18 protein-coding genes are annotated in these 16,248 nt (G+C 69.6%); 8 read left to right on the top strand and 10 right to left on the bottom strand.

Features of this window, described 5'->3' with window-relative positions; translation table 11 throughout:
- Positions 1–24 precede the first annotated feature (24 nt).
- Positions 25–465: a YybH family protein gene (locus ACQEVJ_RS02000; protein WP_433096541.1), complete on the bottom strand. Its 441-nt coding sequence runs from the start codon at positions 463–465 to the stop codon at positions 25–27.
- 85 nt (positions 466–550) lie between these two features.
- The gene (locus tag ACQEVJ_RS01995; RefSeq protein ID WP_433096539.1) at positions 551–1,213 is read right to left on the bottom strand and encodes an NADPH-dependent FMN reductase; all 663 of its coding nucleotides are present in this window, start codon (positions 1,211–1,213) and stop codon (positions 551–553) included.
- 167 nt (positions 1,214–1,380) lie between these two features.
- On the opposite strand from ACQEVJ_RS01995, the gene sigJ reads away from it, so the two are divergent.
- Positions 1,381–2,316 (top strand): RNA polymerase sigma factor SigJ, encoded by a 936-nt coding sequence (gene sigJ / locus ACQEVJ_RS01990; protein WP_433096537.1) that lies wholly within the window; start codon positions 1,381–1,383, stop codon positions 2,314–2,316.
- A gap of 13 nt (positions 2,317–2,329) precedes the next feature.
- Here sigJ and ACQEVJ_RS01985 read toward each other — a convergent pair whose 3' ends face one another.
- Entirely contained in the window at positions 2,330–3,229 is a 900-nt protein-coding gene (locus ACQEVJ_RS01985) for a LysR family transcriptional regulator (RefSeq protein ID WP_433096535.1), read from the bottom strand.
- Positions 3,230–3,337: 108 nt separating this feature from the next.
- Here ACQEVJ_RS01985 and ACQEVJ_RS01980 point away from each other — a divergent pair, with 108 nt between their 5' ends.
- The gene (locus ACQEVJ_RS01980; RefSeq protein WP_433096533.1) at positions 3,338–3,760 is read left to right on the top strand and encodes a hypothetical protein; all 423 of its coding nucleotides are present in this window, start codon (positions 3,338–3,340) and stop codon (positions 3,758–3,760) included.
- Positions 3,753–5,354, top strand: coding sequence for a multicopper oxidase family protein (locus ACQEVJ_RS01975; protein WP_433096531.1), 1,602 nt, complete (start codon positions 3,753–3,755; stop codon positions 5,352–5,354). The genes ACQEVJ_RS01980 and ACQEVJ_RS01975 overlap by 8 nt, the downstream gene beginning before the upstream one ends.
- A gap of 46 nt (positions 5,355–5,400) precedes the next feature.
- Here ACQEVJ_RS01975 and ACQEVJ_RS01970 read toward each other — a convergent pair whose 3' ends face one another.
- The gene (locus ACQEVJ_RS01970; RefSeq protein WP_433096529.1) at positions 5,401–5,565 is read right to left on the bottom strand and encodes a hypothetical protein; all 165 of its coding nucleotides are present in this window, start codon (positions 5,563–5,565) and stop codon (positions 5,401–5,403) included.
- 26 nt (positions 5,566–5,591) lie between these two features.
- The gene (locus ACQEVJ_RS01965; RefSeq protein ID WP_433096527.1) at positions 5,592–6,770 is read right to left on the bottom strand and encodes an acyltransferase family protein; all 1,179 of its coding nucleotides are present in this window, start codon (positions 6,768–6,770) and stop codon (positions 5,592–5,594) included.
- A 91-nt stretch (positions 6,771–6,861) separates the two neighbouring features.
- Between ACQEVJ_RS01965 and ACQEVJ_RS01960 the strand changes: the two genes are divergently transcribed.
- On the top strand, positions 6,862–7,530 hold the full coding sequence (locus tag ACQEVJ_RS01960; protein WP_433096525.1) for a class I SAM-dependent methyltransferase: 669 nt from the start codon (positions 6,862–6,864) through the stop codon (positions 7,528–7,530).
- A gap of 4 nt (positions 7,531–7,534) precedes the next feature.
- On the opposite strand, the gene ACQEVJ_RS01955 is transcribed toward ACQEVJ_RS01960, so the two are convergent.
- Complete coding sequence (locus ACQEVJ_RS01955) at positions 7,535–7,723, bottom strand: DNA-binding protein (protein WP_433096523.1); 189 nt, start codon at positions 7,721–7,723, stop codon at positions 7,535–7,537.
- Positions 7,723–8,652 carry a DUF72 domain-containing protein gene (locus ACQEVJ_RS01950; RefSeq protein ID WP_433096521.1) on the bottom strand — a complete coding sequence of 310 codons (930 nt, stop codon included), beginning with the start codon at positions 8,650–8,652 and terminating at the stop codon, positions 7,723–7,725. Before ACQEVJ_RS01950 ends, ACQEVJ_RS01955 begins: the two co-directional genes overlap by 1 nt.
- 189 nt (positions 8,653–8,841) lie before the next feature.
- Here ACQEVJ_RS01950 and ACQEVJ_RS01945 point away from each other — a divergent pair, with 189 nt between their 5' ends.
- Together ACQEVJ_RS01945 and ACQEVJ_RS01940 are read left to right on the top strand one after the other, a co-directional pair.
- A complete protein-coding gene (locus ACQEVJ_RS01945; RefSeq protein ID WP_433096519.1) occupies positions 8,842–9,633 on the top strand; it encodes a hypothetical protein in 792 nt (263 codons plus the stop codon).
- On the top strand, positions 9,620–10,810 hold the full coding sequence (locus ACQEVJ_RS01940; RefSeq protein WP_433096517.1) for a helix-turn-helix domain-containing protein: 1,191 nt from the start codon (positions 9,620–9,622) through the stop codon (positions 10,808–10,810). The genes ACQEVJ_RS01945 and ACQEVJ_RS01940 overlap by 14 nt, the downstream gene beginning before the upstream one ends.
- 47 nt (positions 10,811–10,857) lie before the next feature.
- On the opposite strand, the gene ACQEVJ_RS01935 is transcribed toward ACQEVJ_RS01940, so the two are convergent.
- A complete protein-coding gene (locus tag ACQEVJ_RS01935) occupies positions 10,858–12,207 on the bottom strand; it encodes a glycoside hydrolase family 36 protein (protein WP_433096515.1) in 1,350 nt (449 codons plus the stop codon).
- Between the two features lie 139 nt (positions 12,208–12,346).
- On the bottom strand, positions 12,347–12,715 hold the full coding sequence (locus ACQEVJ_RS01930; RefSeq protein ID WP_433096513.1) for a group I truncated hemoglobin: 369 nt from the start codon (positions 12,713–12,715) through the stop codon (positions 12,347–12,349).
- 388 nt (positions 12,716–13,103) lie between these two features.
- On the opposite strand from ACQEVJ_RS01930, the gene ACQEVJ_RS01925 reads away from it, so the two are divergent.
- The gene (locus ACQEVJ_RS01925) at positions 13,104–13,412 is read left to right on the top strand and encodes a hypothetical protein (protein ID WP_433096511.1); all 309 of its coding nucleotides are present in this window, start codon (positions 13,104–13,106) and stop codon (positions 13,410–13,412) included.
- 28 nt (positions 13,413–13,440) lie between these two features.
- Positions 13,441–15,393, top strand: coding sequence for a hypothetical protein (locus tag ACQEVJ_RS01920; RefSeq protein WP_433096509.1), 1,953 nt, complete (start codon positions 13,441–13,443; stop codon positions 15,391–15,393).
- Positions 15,394–15,402: 9 nt separating this feature from the next.
- Here the strand turns inward: ACQEVJ_RS01920 and ACQEVJ_RS01915 are convergent, their stop codons facing one another.
- Positions 15,403–15,849 carry a hypothetical protein gene (locus ACQEVJ_RS01915; protein WP_433096507.1) on the bottom strand — a complete coding sequence of 149 codons (447 nt, stop codon included), beginning with the start codon at positions 15,847–15,849 and terminating at the stop codon, positions 15,403–15,405.
- Positions 15,850–16,248 lie beyond the last annotated feature (399 nt).

The following is a 16,248-nucleotide window of genomic DNA, read 5'->3' as shown; positions in this document are numbered from 1 at the left end:
GGCGTCCCGGACTTCTGCCATTCGTCAGGGCTCGAGGTCGGTCACCCCCCTGCCGCTCGACATGTCGAGCGGCACGGAAGCCTGGTCGTGCGCGATCAACCAATTGCCGTCGATCTTCCGGAAGCAGAAAGTGCCGCGGACCCACATACCGCTCGTCGCCGTCCCGTTCTTCAGCGTGCCGCTGAGCCGGCCGAAGCAGTGGCCGAACGCCACCGTGTCGCCCACGGTCAGGGTCAGGTCGCGCACCTCGTAATCCACATCCTGGAAGAACGTGAACGCGTTCACCCAGTTCTTCATCTTCGCGTCTATCCCCACATGCTGCAGTGGCGGCTCGACGTCGAAGGACACGACGTCCGTTGCGTAGATCCGCTTCAGGCCTTCGAGATCCTTGGCTCGAATTCCTTCGACAATCTTGCCGACCTGCTGCCTGATCTTGGCTTCGTCTTCCTCGCATTGCGTAGGCATCGCTGCCATTCCTTTCATCCGGTGTGGAATCTCGGTTTCTCACTGGTACGAAAACAGCACCCGGGAGGGGGCGGCCTGCGGAGGTTCAGGCGACGGTGACCGGGGAAGCGGCGCGCAGCGGCGCGAGGGCGCCGCTCCAGGCGACGACCTGGTCCAGCAGCGTGTCCAGGGCGCTGACGCTGTGGGCGCCCGGCTTGAAGACGGTGTAGTTCTCGAACTCGGTCAGCAGTGACAGGGTGACCTGCGGGGTCACATCGGCCATCTGCAGTGCCCCGCAGATCAGCCGCAGCTGCTCGACCGCACGGGCGCCGCCCACGCCGCCGTAGGAGACGAACCCGACCGCCTTGTTGTTCCACTCCGCGTACAGGTAGTCGATGGCGTTCTTGAGCACTCCGGACGTTGAGTGGTTGTACTCGGGAGTGACCATCACGAACCCGTCGAACGGGGCGACGGCGTCCGCCCAGGCCCTGGTGTGCTCGTGCTGATACCGGCCCGATGACATCGGTGCCGGCGTCGGCTCGTCCAGATGCGGCAACGGGTGGTCACGCAGGTCGATCACCTCGAACTCGGCGTCCGTGCGGCGCGTGGCCATCTCGTAGACCCACGTGGCGACCTGTTCGCCTCTGCGGCCGGGGCGGGTGCTGCCGAGTATGATTCCGATCTTGATCATCGCATCATCTCGGCATGGGAGCTCGCCGCGCAGCGCCTCGATCTCGATGCGGTCGGCGATGCTCTCAAGGTCGCTCATCGGTCTCCTTTCGTTTCTCGCTTGAGCTTTCTCGGAAGGCGCGCCCCTCCGAGCAGTACGACGACACACCCCCTCGGAATGTGAGGCGACGCCGGGACCTCACAGTTGGGCGGGATGTCTCGTCGGACCGAGTGAGGACGGATGCGACCAAGGGAGCCGGCGACACCATGACCAACCCATCCGGGCCGGGACACGGCCGGCTCGACCCAAGCCTGAGTGTGATCATGAGCGAGCGGCGCCGGCTGATCAATCTCGCCTACCGGCTTCTCGGCTCCCTGGCCGACGCCGAGGACGTCGTGCAGGAGACCTACGCCCGCTGGTACGCCATGTCGCGGGAGCGGCAGGAGGCCGTCGAGTCCCCCGGCGGCTGGCTGACGACGGTCGCCAGCCGCATCTGCCTCGACCTGCTCGGCTCGGCGCGGGCCCGGCGGGAGCGCTACGTGGGCGAATGGATCCCCGAGCCGCTGCCCGAACCCGCGGAGTGGATCGACGGGCGGCCGGGCGGTGCCACGGTCGATCCGGCCGATCGAGTCACCCTGGATGAGTCGGTCAGCATGGCCTTCCTCGTCGTGCTCGACTCGATGACCCCGGCCGAGCGCGTCGCGTTCGTCCTGCACGACGTCTTCCGCTACTCCTTCGCCGAGGTGGCCGAGATCGTCGGCCGCACCCCGGCGGCGTGCCGCCAGCTGGCCTCCTCGGCCCGCCGCCGCATCCGCGACTCACAGGCCCCTGCGACCCCGGCGGCCCGGCGCGCCGGCATCGTGAGGGACTTCAAGCAGGCGTGGGAAGCCAAGGACATCGACGCCCTCATCGGCCTTCTCGCCCCCGACGCCACGGCGACCGGCGACGGCGGCGGACTCGCCGGCGCCGCGCTCCACCCGATCGAAGGCGCCGAGCAGATCGTGCGCTCCCTGGTCCAGCTCCAGGACAGGCTCCGCAGTTTGACGATCTCGGAGCGTACGGTCAACGGCCAGCCCGGCCTGATCGCTCAGCAGGACGGCGTCACCGTATCGGTGTACGCGTTCGAGGTCGCGGGCGACCGGATCACGCACATCTGGGCCGTACGCAACCCCGACAAGCTCCGCCCGTGGACGACAGGCTGACTCGCGCCGCTCGTCAGCGTTCCTCTTGGGGTTCGCCGGTGGTCCAGTCCCAGCCGGTGATCGTGGTGCGCATCAGGCGGGCGGCGGTGGACAGGTGGCTTTCCGCACCCCAGTGCAGGGTGACCCCGCGACGGCAGTCGGGGCTGTCGACGGCGATCCAGACGGCGGGGACACGCGTGGCGCCGCGGCGGGCGAAGGCGGGGACGAGACCGATGCCGAGTCCTGCGCTGATCAGCGCCGCGATGGCGGCGAGCTCGTCGATTTCGCAGACGATCTTCGGTGTGAGGCCTCGTGCGACGAAGAGCCGGTCGAGCAGCCGGCGTAGCCAGTGTCCCCTGCGGGCGGTGACGAAGGGCTGGTCGGCGAGCTCGTCGATGCTCACGGACGTGCGGCCCGCGAGCGGGTGATCGAGTGGCATGCCCACCCCCACAGCCTCCTCGAACAACTGCGTCGACTCCAGGCCTTCGGCGTTGATCGGCTGCGAGGCGACACACAGGTCGACGTCCTGGGCCCGCAGACGGCGGGCCATGTCCTCGGCCGGTGACCAGTGGAGCTCGATCTCGATGGAGGGATGGGCTCGCTTGTAGGCCGCCAGCGGGCCGGTGAGGGTGAGGAAGGTTTCCGACGCCAGTCTCACGGTGCCGATGCCCTCGCTGGTGGCCTCGGCGACGGCGCGTCGTCCGGCCTCGAGCTCGCCGAGGGAACGTTCGACGTGATCGCGGAAGAGCTTGCCCGCGTCGTTGAGCCGGAGCCGGCCGGTCCGGTCGAACAGCGGCGTGCCCAGTTCACTCTCCAACCGGGCGATGGTGCGGCTCAGCGAGGGCTGGGCGATGTGAAGCTCGTCGGCTGCCCGGCTCAGGTGCTCAAGTCGCGCCACCACCAGGAACTGCTTGAGCGAGTTCAGCTCCACCATGCCTCCGGACGCATAACATCATAGCAATATTGATCTTAGACAAGATAGCTCCTCAGTCATAGCGTCGTGGGCGTTCACACAGAGAGATCAAAGTGAGGAGGATCCCGCATGGTCACCAGCAGTCTGGGATCCGCCGCCGTGCATCGGACAAGGCCGGCTGGGTGGGTTTTCCGGGCCGTCGTCAGCGCGCACATGGCGGCGATCGCCGGCCAGCCGGTGTTCGCCGGGATGTATCTGACCGGCGACTTCGACAGCCTGCGCTGGCACGCGGTCGGCGCCGACGTGGTCACCTCCATCGGCTACCTGCAGGTGATCGCGGCGATCACGGTCTGGGTGCGGCTGCGTCAGGCCTGGCCGTTCCTGGCAACGGTGGCGGTGGTGACGGCCGAGACGGTGCAGTACTTCGCAGGACTGGACGGCGCGCTCTGGCTGCACATCCCCCTGGGCGTGATGACGGTCGCCGCGCTCGTCGTGCAGTTCATCGCCGTCTGGCGCCAACCCCTCCTGCGGCGGGAGTCCCGCGATGCGTGAGCACGACGAGGGCCGCGGCATGACCAGGCGGCGGATGCTGGGCATCGGCGGGGCACTCGGGCTGATGGCGGCCACCGGGCTGTCGGCCTCGGCCGCGCTGGCCCGCCGGCCGTCGATCACCGGCGCCCAGCTGCGCAGCGCCATACCACTGCCGCCGCCCTTCCAGGTGCCGCTGCCGATTCCCGCCGTGCTGAAGCCGGTCAGCACCTCGGGCGGTGCCGACCGTTACGAGATCACTCAGCGCGAGGCGAGCGCGGAGATCCTGCCCGGCGTCAGAACGCCGCTGTGGACCTATGAGGGCACCTTCCCCGGGCCGACGATCGAGTCGCGCCGCGGCCGGCCGGTCACCGTTACGCACCGCAACGAGCTGCCCGTGCCGACCGTCGTGCACCTGCACGGCGGACGGACCCCGGCGGCCTCCGACGGATACCCGACCGACCTCGTCGTACCCGAGATCTGGCAGGAAGCCGGTCCGCACCTGGGGCATGGGATGCATGGCATGCACGATCCGCGGGCCGTGGTGACCGAGCTGACGCGGGACTACACCTTCCCGCTGGACCAGCGGCCGACGCTGCTGTGGTATCACGACCACCGGATGGACTTCACCGCCCCCGCGATCTGGCGGGGCCTGGCCGGGCTGCAGATCGTCCGCGACGACGCCGAGGACTCGCTCGGCCTGCCCGCGGGGCCGCGCGAGCTGCCTCTCGTGATCGCCGACCGTGCGTTCGCCGCCGACGGCGGCCTCGACTATCCCGCCCTCGACGCCACCCTGCGAGAACGGCCTGGCGTTCGCGAGCCCTATCTCGCCGGCGTCCTCGGCGACGTGATCCTGGTCAACGGCGCACCGTGGCCCGTGCACGAGGTCGACGCGGCCCGGTATCGGCTGCGCATCCTGAACGCCTCGAACGCCCGGCATTACGAACTCGAAGCGGTCACCGACGACGGACGCCGGCTCGATCTCGTCCAGATCGGCGCCGACCAGGGGCTGCTCGCCACGCCGGTCACCCACAGGCTGCTGCCGATCGCGCCCGCCGAGCGTTACGACGTGGTCGTCGACTTCTCGGGCGTCCCGGTCGGCAGCCGCGTCAGAGTCGTCAACCGGCTGGGCTCTGGCCGTACCCGCGACGTGATGGCCTTTCTGGTCGCACGCAACGCCACTGACGCCAGCCGTATCCCGCGCGCCCTCTCGAACGACCTACCGGCCTGGCGCCGGTCGGACGCCGTCAGGGTGCGCGAGTTCTCCTTCCGCGCGGGGCGCATGCGGGGTGATCACGGATGGCTGATCGGCGGACTGCCGTTCGATCCCGCCCGCTCCGATGTCACCGTCAATCTCGGTGATGTCGAGGTGTGGCGGCTGGTCGCCGACGTTCACCATCCGGTCCACCTGCATCTGGTCGGCTTCCGGGTGCTCTCGCGCGGCGGCAGGCCGCCGCTGCCGCATGACGCCGGCCTCAAGGACACCATTTCGCTACGGCCGGGCGAAGGGGCGGAGATCATCACCCGTTTCGACGGCTACCAGGGCCGTTACCTCTTCCACTGCCACAACGCCGAACACGAGGACATGGGCATGATGGCCAACCTCGAGGTCGTCTAGGAGCATCGAGTCACTTCCCCGGGGGAGCCGGCGGCTCGGGTGGCGGTCACTGGTCGCTCTTGGCCTCTGCCTTGGCCGACTGCGTGTCCTCGTCCTTGCCTACCTTGGCCAGCGCCTCACGAAGCTGCTCGGCGGTCATCTTGGAGCTGCCCTCGACGCCCGCCTCATGGCCCTGACTGTGCAGGTCGTGGAGTTCCTGGTCCTCGCTCATGACCTGTCCCCTCCTGCGTACCGACGTCAGAGCCGCTGGTCCCCCACGGGCGCGCCGCCCACACGGCCGCCGGTCGAAGTTGGCGCGATTTTTCCCCGGGAGCCGAGAAGGCGGCGGCCGAGGCGCTGTCCGGGGGCCTCCACGAACCGGTACGCCACGTGACCGAGGACCAGCAGGACGAGGAAGAACACCGGGAGGTTCGGGACGACCCGCAGCAGGAGCGGGTGCAGCAGATACAAGGAGAAGCTGATCACCCCGAGGTGGGCGAGCCATCGCGGGAACGTACGGCGCCGCAGCCCGAACGCGAGCGCGAAGAAGCCCGCCGCCAGCAGGACCGCCGAGGCCCAGGCGGGCTCGCGGGCCACCAGGACGCCGCAGACGAGGACCGTCAGCAGGGCGGCGACGGCCCAGACCGGCCGGATCGTGCCCTGCTCGGCGCGATACACGGCGGTCCCGGCGAACATCACGGCCGCGATGACCAGGCCCTGCCCCGCCCCGATCCGGCTGCCCAGGATCACCAGCGCCAGGCCGAGCAGGCCGCCGATCACCGCGGCCGCCGTCCTGAGGCGCCCGTTCGCGGCCACGGTCACGACGATGGCCAGGACCACCGCGACGCCCATGAGCGCGGCGACCAGGTCCGCGCCGCCGTTGATCGTCGCGCGCGGCAAGAGCAGCCCGAGCGGCACAGCCGCCAGCGCCAGGACCACGGCGATCGGCGCCGACCTGTGCGCCTGCCGTACGGCGAACAGCCCCACCGTCATCAGGTAGAACGCCATCTCGTAGGAGAGCGTCCACATCACGTTGATCACCGAGGGGACGCCGAGGAGTTCCTGCAGCATCGTGAGGTTCGCCAGCGCGACGAGCGGCGGCGGCCGGCGGTCGAGGCCCGGCGACGTCGCGAACACGCCGGCGTACGCGAGGAGCAGCGCGAGGGCGAGCGCGGCCAGCAGCAGCGGGAGGAGCCGGAAGGCCCGGCCGGTCCAGAAGGCCCGCAGGTCGCCCCGCCGTTCCAGCGAGGCCGGGATGATGTACCCGCTGACCAGGAAGAACACGAAGACGCCCCAGGTGCCGACGTCGACCCTGCGGTCCACCTCCCCCCAGACGGCCGGGACGAAGGTCCAGGCCGAGTGGTGCAGCGCCACGGCCGGAGCGGCGATCCCGCGTAAGGCGTCGAGCCATGCCAGCCGGGTGCGGTTTGCTGCCATTCAGGTGACTTTAGGCGAAATAGGGCGTCGGCAGCATCGCGCCTGGTGCGCGGCCTCCCCGCCGGGGCCGTAGGAATGCTAGGAAACGGGGATGGACCATCGTGATCTACGGCTTCTGGACGACGACGCCCTGGAGCGGTCCTCGGTCGTGGCCAACAGCGACATGAACCGCGAACGCCGCCTGCCGGCCTACCGGCGCGAACTCGGCGTCGACGTCCTCGCCCTCCTGCGCGGCGCCGATCGGGTCGTCCGGTGGCTCGACCTGTGCTGCGGCACGGCGAACGCGCTGTTCGAGGCCGCACACGCACTGGGAGACCGGGCGGAGATCGTCGGCGTGGACCTGGTCGGCTACTTCGCCGGTCCGCCTGCCGGCCTGCGGCTGCGGCTGGTCACGGCGTCGGTGACCTCGTGGGCGCCCGGCGCGGCCTTCGACCTGATCACCTGCGTCCACGGGCTGCACTACGTCGGCGACAAGCTGGGCGTGATCGCCCGGGCCGCCTCCTGGCTGACCGACGAGGGCCTGTTCGCCGCCAACTTCGACGTGCGGAGCGTACGGCGTGCGGACGGGGCGCCCGCAGGACGGCGGCTGACGGCGGCGCTGCGGGCGAGCGGCCTCGTCTACGACGCCAGGACCAGGCGGGTGAGCTGCCGTGGCCGCAGGGAGATCGACCTGCCCTGTGCCTACCTCGGCGCCGACGACCGGGCGGGCCCCAACTACACCGGCCAGGCGGCCGTGGACTCCTACTATGCGTTCGGCTGAGCTCTCAGCCGTCGCGGAAGGACAGGCCGCGCTCCTCCAGAGCCTGGCGGAGCACGGACATCGCCTTCGGCCCCATGCCGTGCAGCGCGAGGAGTTCGGCCTCGGTCGCCTGCGCGAGGTGCTCCAGGCGGGTGTAGCCGGCGCCCGCGAGTGCCCGCGTGGCCGGAGCGCTGATCTTCGGCAGGTCCGTCATCAGGTCCTCTCCTCGTGTGTCCGGTCCCCGCCCGGCCGGGGGCGGACGTCGCAGTCCGGCAGGCCCGCGAGCACGCCGGCGAGCTGGCGGGCGTTGGTCTGAGCGTAGTCGCGGTAGCAGTTGTTCATCAGCACGTGGGTCGTGGACGCCTGGCCGCCGAGTTCGCGCAGCCTCGGCGCCCACCGCTTCAGCTCCTCAAGGGAGTAGCGGTAGCCGAAGCGCTCGTGGATGTCGTGGCTGGTCCATTTGTCGCTGTGCCCGTGGAACCGCACGACCTCCAGGTCGGACGTGGCCGCGACGACGGGCGGGACCGAGTCCGGGTAGCCCTGCGGCATGTCCACGCACACGTACGGAATGGCGTACGAGCGGAGGAAATCGAGGGTCTCGGCCTGGTTCTCCTCGCTCATCCACGTGTGGTTGCGGAACTCCACGGAGATCCGCAGCGGCTCGCAGCGCCGCTTGCACTCCAGGATGTAGTGCTTGTTCGCCCGGCCGATCGGGAACCACCGGGGGAACTGGAAGAGCACCGCCCCGAGCTTGCCCGCCTCCCGCAGCGGCAGCAGGGCGCCGAGGAACCGCTCCCAGACCTGCTCGACGATCCGGGGGTCGAGGTCGCGGGCGTACAGGTTCTTGCCGCCGCCGCTCGGCCGCAGGTCCTTCGGCAGCGCGGCCGGCCGGGTCGGATGCCGCGTGAGCAGCGAGAACGCCTTGACGTCGAACGTGAAGTCCGGCGGCGTGCGCTCGGCCCACAGCCGCACGGTGGCCTCGGCGGGCGGCGCGTAGTAGGTGGAGTCGACCTCCACCAGCGGGAACCTACTCGCGTAGTGGCGCAGGCGTTCCTCGGGCGTCGTGACGCCGGGCGGATACCACCCCGACTCCAGCAGCGTCTTGTCGGTCCACGACGCCGTGCCGACCAGGATCTCCCCCATACCTCACCATAAGGAGCCCGCTCCGCCCCGGCCTGTCTCTGACGGTCAAAAAGAGCTGTGACCTACGTGACGTGTGAAGCGCCTGCGGGACTATGATGTTGGAAAGTAAAGTGCCCCCGGTGTCCGACGGCCACTGGACGAAGCAGCACTGGACGAAACAGCACTGCGCGAAGCACACCGGAGGTGGCGATGCTGTCGACTTGGGCTCTGGACACGTTCGGCCCGCGCGCCGAGCAGATCCGCCAGGGAGTGGCCGAGGCGCTGGCGCTCGCGCTCGAGAACGCCCAGGACGCCCAGAAGACCGCACGGACCGAGCTCCTCCACCCGTTCGGCTTCACACTCATGTCCCGCAAGTTCGAGGCCCTGGCCAGCACGTTCGCGGACATGCCCGGCGTCGAGACCGTCAAGCCGCCGGGCTCCCAGCACGAGCTCGTCGTGCTCGGCGGCAACCTGCTGTTCCCCTTCCGCTACGCCAAGGACCGCTCGGTCAGCGTGGTCAACGCCAGGATCGGCGACGGCAGGCCGTCCGGGCTGGTGCAGGCGCTGTTCACCAGGTTCGGCCCACAGCCCTGGGCCGAGCAGCTCACGCTCGGCGGCGTCGAGGCCGCCCTGCCGGAGCCCGCGACTCCGGCCGACCGCGCGCTCACCCGGCTGCCCGAGGGCACCCGCCTCGTGCTCATCGCGTACGCGTGCAACGCCAGGGCCGGCCTGCTCGACGTGTGGTGGGGCGAGGCCGAGCTGCTCGACCGCACCGGCAGCCTGCGCTGGCACCACTGCGAGCCGATCCCGCTCGCCGGGCAGATGCCCGTGGCCGGGCTGCCCGGGGTGGTGGCCCCCGTCGGGGAGGCGTCCGCGTTCGCCCGGGGCGCGATGCCGGCTCCGGCGCTCAACCCCCGCCCGCAGTACGAGCCCGCGACCGCCCTGCCTCCGATGAGTGAGGCGCCGTACGCACCGGACGCCGACGCCGATGAAGGACGATGACCGGCTGCGCCTGGTCGAGGAGACCGTTCCCCCCGAATCCAGCAACCCAGCACCCAGCCCGCAGGCCGTGGCGGACGCCTTCGACGGAACCCGCCTCACCCAGGCGCGGCGCCTGGCGGCGCTGACGAAGAAGGAGGTGGCCGAGCGCATCGGCGTGTCACCCGCAGCGGTCGGCCAGTACGAGGCCGGGGTCACCCGGCCGCGTCCCGATCTGGTCCCGCTCCTCGCCGAGGTGCTCGCGGTTCCCGCGGCCTTCTTCCTGCCGGGCCGCCCGCACGGCAAGCTGGACGGCTCGATGGCGCACTTCCGCAGCCTGCGCTCCACCCGGGCCTACCAGCGCGCCAAGGCCGTGGCCTTCGTCGAGCAGGTCTGGGAGCTGACGTACGCGTTGGAGAAGCGGGTGCGGCTCCCCTTCGTGGACCTGCCCGGCTTCGCCGGGGGCGAGGTGCACTCGGGCAGCGCCCTGCCCCGCGATCCCGCGGGCGCGGCCCGCGCGCTGCGGGCCCACTGGGGGCTCGGCACCGGGCCGATCAGCCACCTGGTGCGGCACATGGAGGCCCGGGGGATCGTCGTCGTCTTCCCCCAGGCCGACGAGGACGCGGTCACGGTGGACGCCTTCTCCACCTCCAGCCTGCCCCGGCCCATCGTCGTCCTGACGCCCAACCGCTTCGACGACGTCTACCGGCACCGCTTCACCGCCGCCCACGAGCTGGGGCACCTGGTGTTGCACGGGGACGCCGCGGCCGGGGACAGCCAGCAGGAACGCGAGGCCGATTCCTTCGCCGCGGAGTTCCTCACGCCGCGCGGCAGCATCCTGCCCAGCCTGCCCACCCGTGCGGACCTGCGGCGGCTGGCGGAGCTGCGCCGTGTCTGGGGCGTGTCGGTCGACTCCCTGCTCTACCGGTGCCGGGAGGTCGGGCTGCTGTCCGACTCCGCGGCGGGGCGCGCCTACCAGCGGCTCGCCGCGCTGCGCGGGCAGCCGGGCTTCGCCACCGAGCCGGTGTCGGGCTACCCCGGCGAGCAGCCGGTCCTGCTCGCCCAGGCCTTCGAGATGGCGGCGGCCGAGACCGGGCTGACCGTGCCCGCGCTGGCCCGGGAGCTCGCCTGGCCCATGGCGCGCGTACGCGAGCTGATCGGCCTGCCCGCCCACCGCCCCGAGCTGAGGCTCGTCCCCTGAAGCCGCGCTCGCAGCCCCGGGGCGCGGTCAGACGAGCGGGATGGGGGTCAGACGAGCGGGGTGGGGCCGGCGGGGGTGAGCAGGCGGCGGGTGGTCTCCAGCCCCCACGCGTCCAGGCCGCGCAGCCGGTCGCTGGAGGCCCGCAGGCCGCCGTACCGCTCGACGGTGCGCGCCCAGTCCTCCCGCCGTTCGACCTCCGGGCGGAGCATGAGGCAGTCGGGGTCGTTGATCCAGAACCTGCCGTGCTGCCACGCCCGGGCGACGGTGTTCCTGGTGGCGTTGGCCTGGCTGGGCTCGGACGGGTGTCCGCTCGGGTTCTGCCAGTACGCCGCGATGTCCGGGCCCACCCGCATCGCGTCGACCATGCCGACCGAGGGCAGGATCGGCGCGCCGCACCCCAGCAGGTACGCCTCGGGACCGATGGCCTCGCGGATGAGCCGCAGGCCGTGGCGGTAGGCCTCCACACCGGTCACGTCCTCGTGGCGGCGGCCCTCCAGCGCCCCCGCGTACACGAAGTCGATTTTGAAGTAGTCGACGCCCCAGCCGCGCATGGTCCGCAGCGTCTCCGCCAGGTATTCGGCCGCGCCGGGGTGGGTGAGGTCGAGAGCGGCGCAGGAGTCGCCGAGGACGTCGCCCGCGAAGACCGGGTCGCCGGTCGCGGGATCGGTCACCAGCCACTCCGGGTGCGCGGCGAAGAGCGCGCTCTTGCGGGCGACGACCATGGGGGCGATCCAGATCCCGGCCCGCCGTCCGTGCTCGCGGATGCGCCGGACCAACCCGGGCAGGTCGTCGAACCGGCCCGAGGACGTCAGCCAGTCGCCCGGCGCGGCCTGGTAGCCGTCGTCGATCTGCACGACGTCCGCGGAGACCGCCAGGTCGTCCATGGCCGTGAGGTTCTCGGCGATGTCCTCCTGGGTCACCTCGGAGAAGTACTGGTACCACGAGCACCACACCGTGGGTGAGGGGCGCGGGCGCACACCGGCCCGCTCGGCGAAGGCGGTGCCCCAGCGGGCCAGCGCCGCCTCCAGCCCGCCCTGGTGCTCCATGCGGCTCACGGGTGCGTCCGACGTGATCACGACCTGGCCGCCGCGCGGCCTCGCCTCGATGACGGGCACCCGGGACGCGACGCTCTCGGCGTTCACGGCGCCGTAGACATGAACCGGCCCGCCATCCCCGGGGTCGATCGCCAGCAGTCCCTCGCCCCGGAACACGCCCTCGTCCGGGGCCGAGCCGTAGTGGCAGTCGATGACCAGCGAGTTCGGCAGGGTCACCCGATAGGGCGTCTCCGTCAGGGGAAGGGCGGCTGTGACGCTCCACGACTGCCAGCCCTCCGCGTAGACCCGGGCCCTCGCGGGGTCCACGCCCAGGGCGGCGACGTCCTCAAATCGCGATTCCATCACCGGCCAGTTCATCCGTGAACCGGTTAAGGGTCAAGGGTCGTCTCACCGGGTGGACGGATCCGGCGCGCCCGCCGGTACGGCGACCAGGCCGCCATCACCCGCTTCCGCGCGGCCCGGCCCAGCGGACGGCGATTGTTCAGGCCGCGACGGCGCTCTGCACGACCTGCTCCTTCAGCGGTGCGAGGGCCCCGGCGATGGAGCCGATCGTCTCGGCGTCGACGCCGCACGACTCCAACGCCCCGGCCAGGTGGAAGACCACCTGGTCGAACTCCTCCGCCGTGATGGCGAGCCCGGCGTGCGCCTCGTCCATCGACTTGCCCCGGTATTCCTGCGGGCCGCCGAGCGCGGCGGCGACGAAGCTGCGCTGGTGCGCCTTGAGCTTGGCCATGTCGACGTCCGCGAAGTAGCCCCGCAGCATCGGGTCGGCGACGACCCGCGTGTAGAACTCGTCGACCACGGCCGCGACCGCGCCCGAACCGCCGATCTGATCGAAGATGGACGCCATACCGCTTTCCTCCCGCGTGTGCGTGACCTCATTGCCCACGACGATCACCACGGTTCGTTACGGGCCGATTACCGGGCGGAAATACGTGCGTAGCCAGGCGCTCACGCGGTCGACACGGCCGAAAAGGCCGCAGGCGGGGGGCGGGTGCGAGTGCCGGTTGTTGCTCCAAGTAGTTGATTGTTCCCACTGGCGACGTGAGCGAGGCGGGGATAAGTTCCCACCCGGGAGGACGTTTTCGCCTTCGAGACAGAAAAGCGTCAGCCAATCCGGAAACGGCTCACTCTCGAAATGCATCGCGATTTCGGGGTTGCCGATGCTATAGGGCGATGTCTACCTTTGACATCAAATGCGACTCGGGGGCGAGCGGCGGGCGGCAGCAGGGGGCGGCGTGGCGGAAGAGATGGTTCCCAACCCTCGCCACGCACAACTGGTGGAACTCCTTAAAGAGGTGCACAACCGGTCTCAGGAGGTCGGGCAGGCATACCAGCGCGTCTACGCGTCGATGCAGTCGGGCAAGGTCTGGACGGGACCGACCGCCACGAAATGGACTACCGAGGTCGCCGACCGGCATCACCGCCTGGCGCAGCTCGTACGGCAGATGACCTACGCGATCGAGGAGGAGCTGCACCGGCATCCGGCGACGGTGACCCGTTCCCAGGCCGAGCTCATCCGTCATCAGCTGACCGGACGCCCCTGACCCCGGCAGCCACGGGAGGAAGGACGCGATGACATCCCCCAGCGGCGACTTCTGCGGCATCGACCCGGCGGCCATGAACGCCATGGCTGCCGACCTGCGCCAGGCATCCGACCGGCTCACCTCCTTCTCCACCGACTTCGAGGGGCTCTTCCGGGCGAACGGAGTGAGCACCACGCCCCTCGCGCAGATCGCCGCCATCGCCGACTGGGGGAGAGGCCAGGCCCCCAAGCTGTCGGAGCGGGCCGAGCTGATCAAGGCGCTGAACGGGACCGGCGACCACACCTTCGCCCGGCTGCCCGACGCGCTGGACAGCTTCGCGGCCGGCCGCGGCCTGGGCCTCATGTACGGCACCGACATCCTCGCCACCCCTGGCACCAGTGTCGAAACCAAGGGCGAACTCGCCCACCAGCACATCAAGGAAGTCGCCGCACTGGCCAAGGACCCCGCCGCCGCTGCGGCGTTCTTCGCCACCCTGCCCCCAAAGGTGCGCGACGCGCTGCCCAACCTGCTCATGAACACCGGCAGCCCGACGGCCAAGCAGGATCTCGCCGCCTTCAGCGCCGCCCTTGGCGCCGCGCTACGTGCCCCCGGCCGCATCCCGGCGATGGAGAAGGTGAAGGCCGAGTTGCTGAGCAAGCCCGGCAGTAGCGAGACCGCATGGAACCGGCTCGCTCTGCTGGCCGGGGCGAAAGCCCCGACGAACGTCCGCGTGGCAGCCGCCCGCGCTCTCGCACTGGACGACTTCGTGAAGAACCCCAGGCAGGACCGGACCGGTGCCGGCCTGGACGAGACCAGGACGTACGGCTACTCCCCCGACACCGTCGCCCTCGCCCTGGAGGTCCTCGTCGGGGACGGCAAGGCCGCCCGCGCCGCCTTCGCCCAGATGGGCGGCGACGGGGTCAAGCTCACCCAGGCCGAGAAGATGAAGCGGTTCCTGGACTACAGCAAATCCGTCGCCTCGGGTAACGACGTCGCCGACGCCTTCGGCCGGGTCCTGGCCACCGCATCCGGAGCGTACGACGAGAAGGACGGGGCTCATTCGACCGAGGCCGCGAGGTTTGCCTTCGATGTGATCCGGGAGATGCCCAAGCTCGGTGTCCTCAGACCGATGCAGGTGTCCATGGCCGAGATCGCGGGCTCCTACGCCACCGAGTTCACCGAGGGGGCCAACCTCAGTGATGCCAACCGCACCCAGCCCAGCGCCTTCGGGCCGGTCAAGACAATCGTGCCCGGCCTGCACCCTGCGTTTCGCCTCAGTCCGAAGGACACCTACGAGTTCGTCAAGACGTTCGCGGATTCAGCCGCACACATCAAGCCCTTCGAACAAGGGATGGGCAACCTCACCGACAGGATCGTCAACGCCGCCGCGAAAATGGACAACGGCAAAAGCACCGACCACCTCGAACGGGCGATGCGCGCGCTCGGCTACGTCGCCGGCATGCAGTTCGCCACCGAGCGGGAGGTGCAGGGAAAGCTCGATGCCGAGGACCAGGCCCGGGTCAAGGCAGAGATGTTCGCGTACGGCGTCGGTCTCGGCGTCGTCGGGCTGGCAATTTCGGGCATGACTGGGCAGATTTTGTGGCTGGGGGTGTCCAGCTTCTCGCCACTCATGGTGGAACCGGGGATCACCCCGGACAAGAGTCGAGTGAGTGGGCTGGACGAGAAGGATCGCGCCGCCTGGATGGCGCGGGAGACTTGGCTGGCGAACATCTTGATGTCCAACGGCTTCAAGGCCAAGGTCCCGCCGAACGACCCGCGCTTCTCCAAGGCGCCGATCACCGGAGCCGACGGCACGCTGCTGCCCTTCTCCGAGATCGCCAAGAACAAGGAGGCCGTGCGCAACTTCGACAACTGGCTCATCGCCAACGGCTCCGGCGGGACGAACAAAACCCGACTCGGCGAAGTGCAGGCATCTCTTGAGGAGCGCTTCGCGGGGGCAAGGAAAGTCGCAGAAACCCGGGGTCCATCACCATACGAGTGATTCTCCGCCTCACTTCGACGGCAGGCACTCCGTCTCACCTCGCACCTCTATCCTGCCCTTACTCGGTGAGGAAAGCACAATCCGTGTATGATATTGGTCACTCACGGCCTGCTGATACGTCGGAGTCATACCAGCCTTGACCAAATTGTAATCAGCAATGGCGTCTAACGTGCCTACCAACGCGAGGGTTATCCCCTCAGGATCTCCAGATCCAACTCGCGCTCTTGCCTTCACTGCGTACCTGCGTTTGAAGTCACCGTTACCGCAGGGAATGTCCTTACCTCCGGGATCAGTTACCTCGATGTCCGTACCAAAAGCATGCTTAACGGTTTGGTCGATATGATTCTTGAGGATCTGGCCGGCTTCGGCTGCGGTCGGTTCCGGTTCGCTACAGGCGGACAGCATCAGCCCGGCCGCCAGGGAAATCGGGACGATAAGCCGCAGGCGAAGCGTCATGCAACCCTCCAGACAACCGAGTCCACGTGTTACAGACCATCATGTCAATCGACCGGCCCATCGTACGTCCCGTTCACCGAAATACCTAGACTCCCATCAAAGGCGAGCCGTTACATCAGACCGCTGTTCAGCGGCTCTAATTAGCTCGGCTCTTTCTTGAACTCATTCACCTGCAATGATGAGCGGCCCCCGAGATGCACTCCTCGGACCTCGGGGCCCGTCTCGTGGCATCGCACACCGGGGCGGGGACAACGGCTTTATGGTTTGCCATGGGTCAGGACCTCGATTCCTGGCCAAGGGGTCCGTACGGCGTTCCCGCGCCTGCGGACCCCGCTTGTTCACCTCGCACACCAGCAATGACAACACTCGGTAACCCCGGCATCACAGATGCGATCAGGG

The sequence above is a fragment of the Microbispora sp. CA-102843 genome, assembly GCF_050936215.1.
GTDB lineage: Bacteria > Actinomycetota > Actinomycetes > Streptosporangiales > Streptosporangiaceae > Microbispora.
The sequence above is the reverse complement of the archived record's forward strand: the minus strand, read 5'-3'. Positions and strand labels throughout refer to the sequence as shown.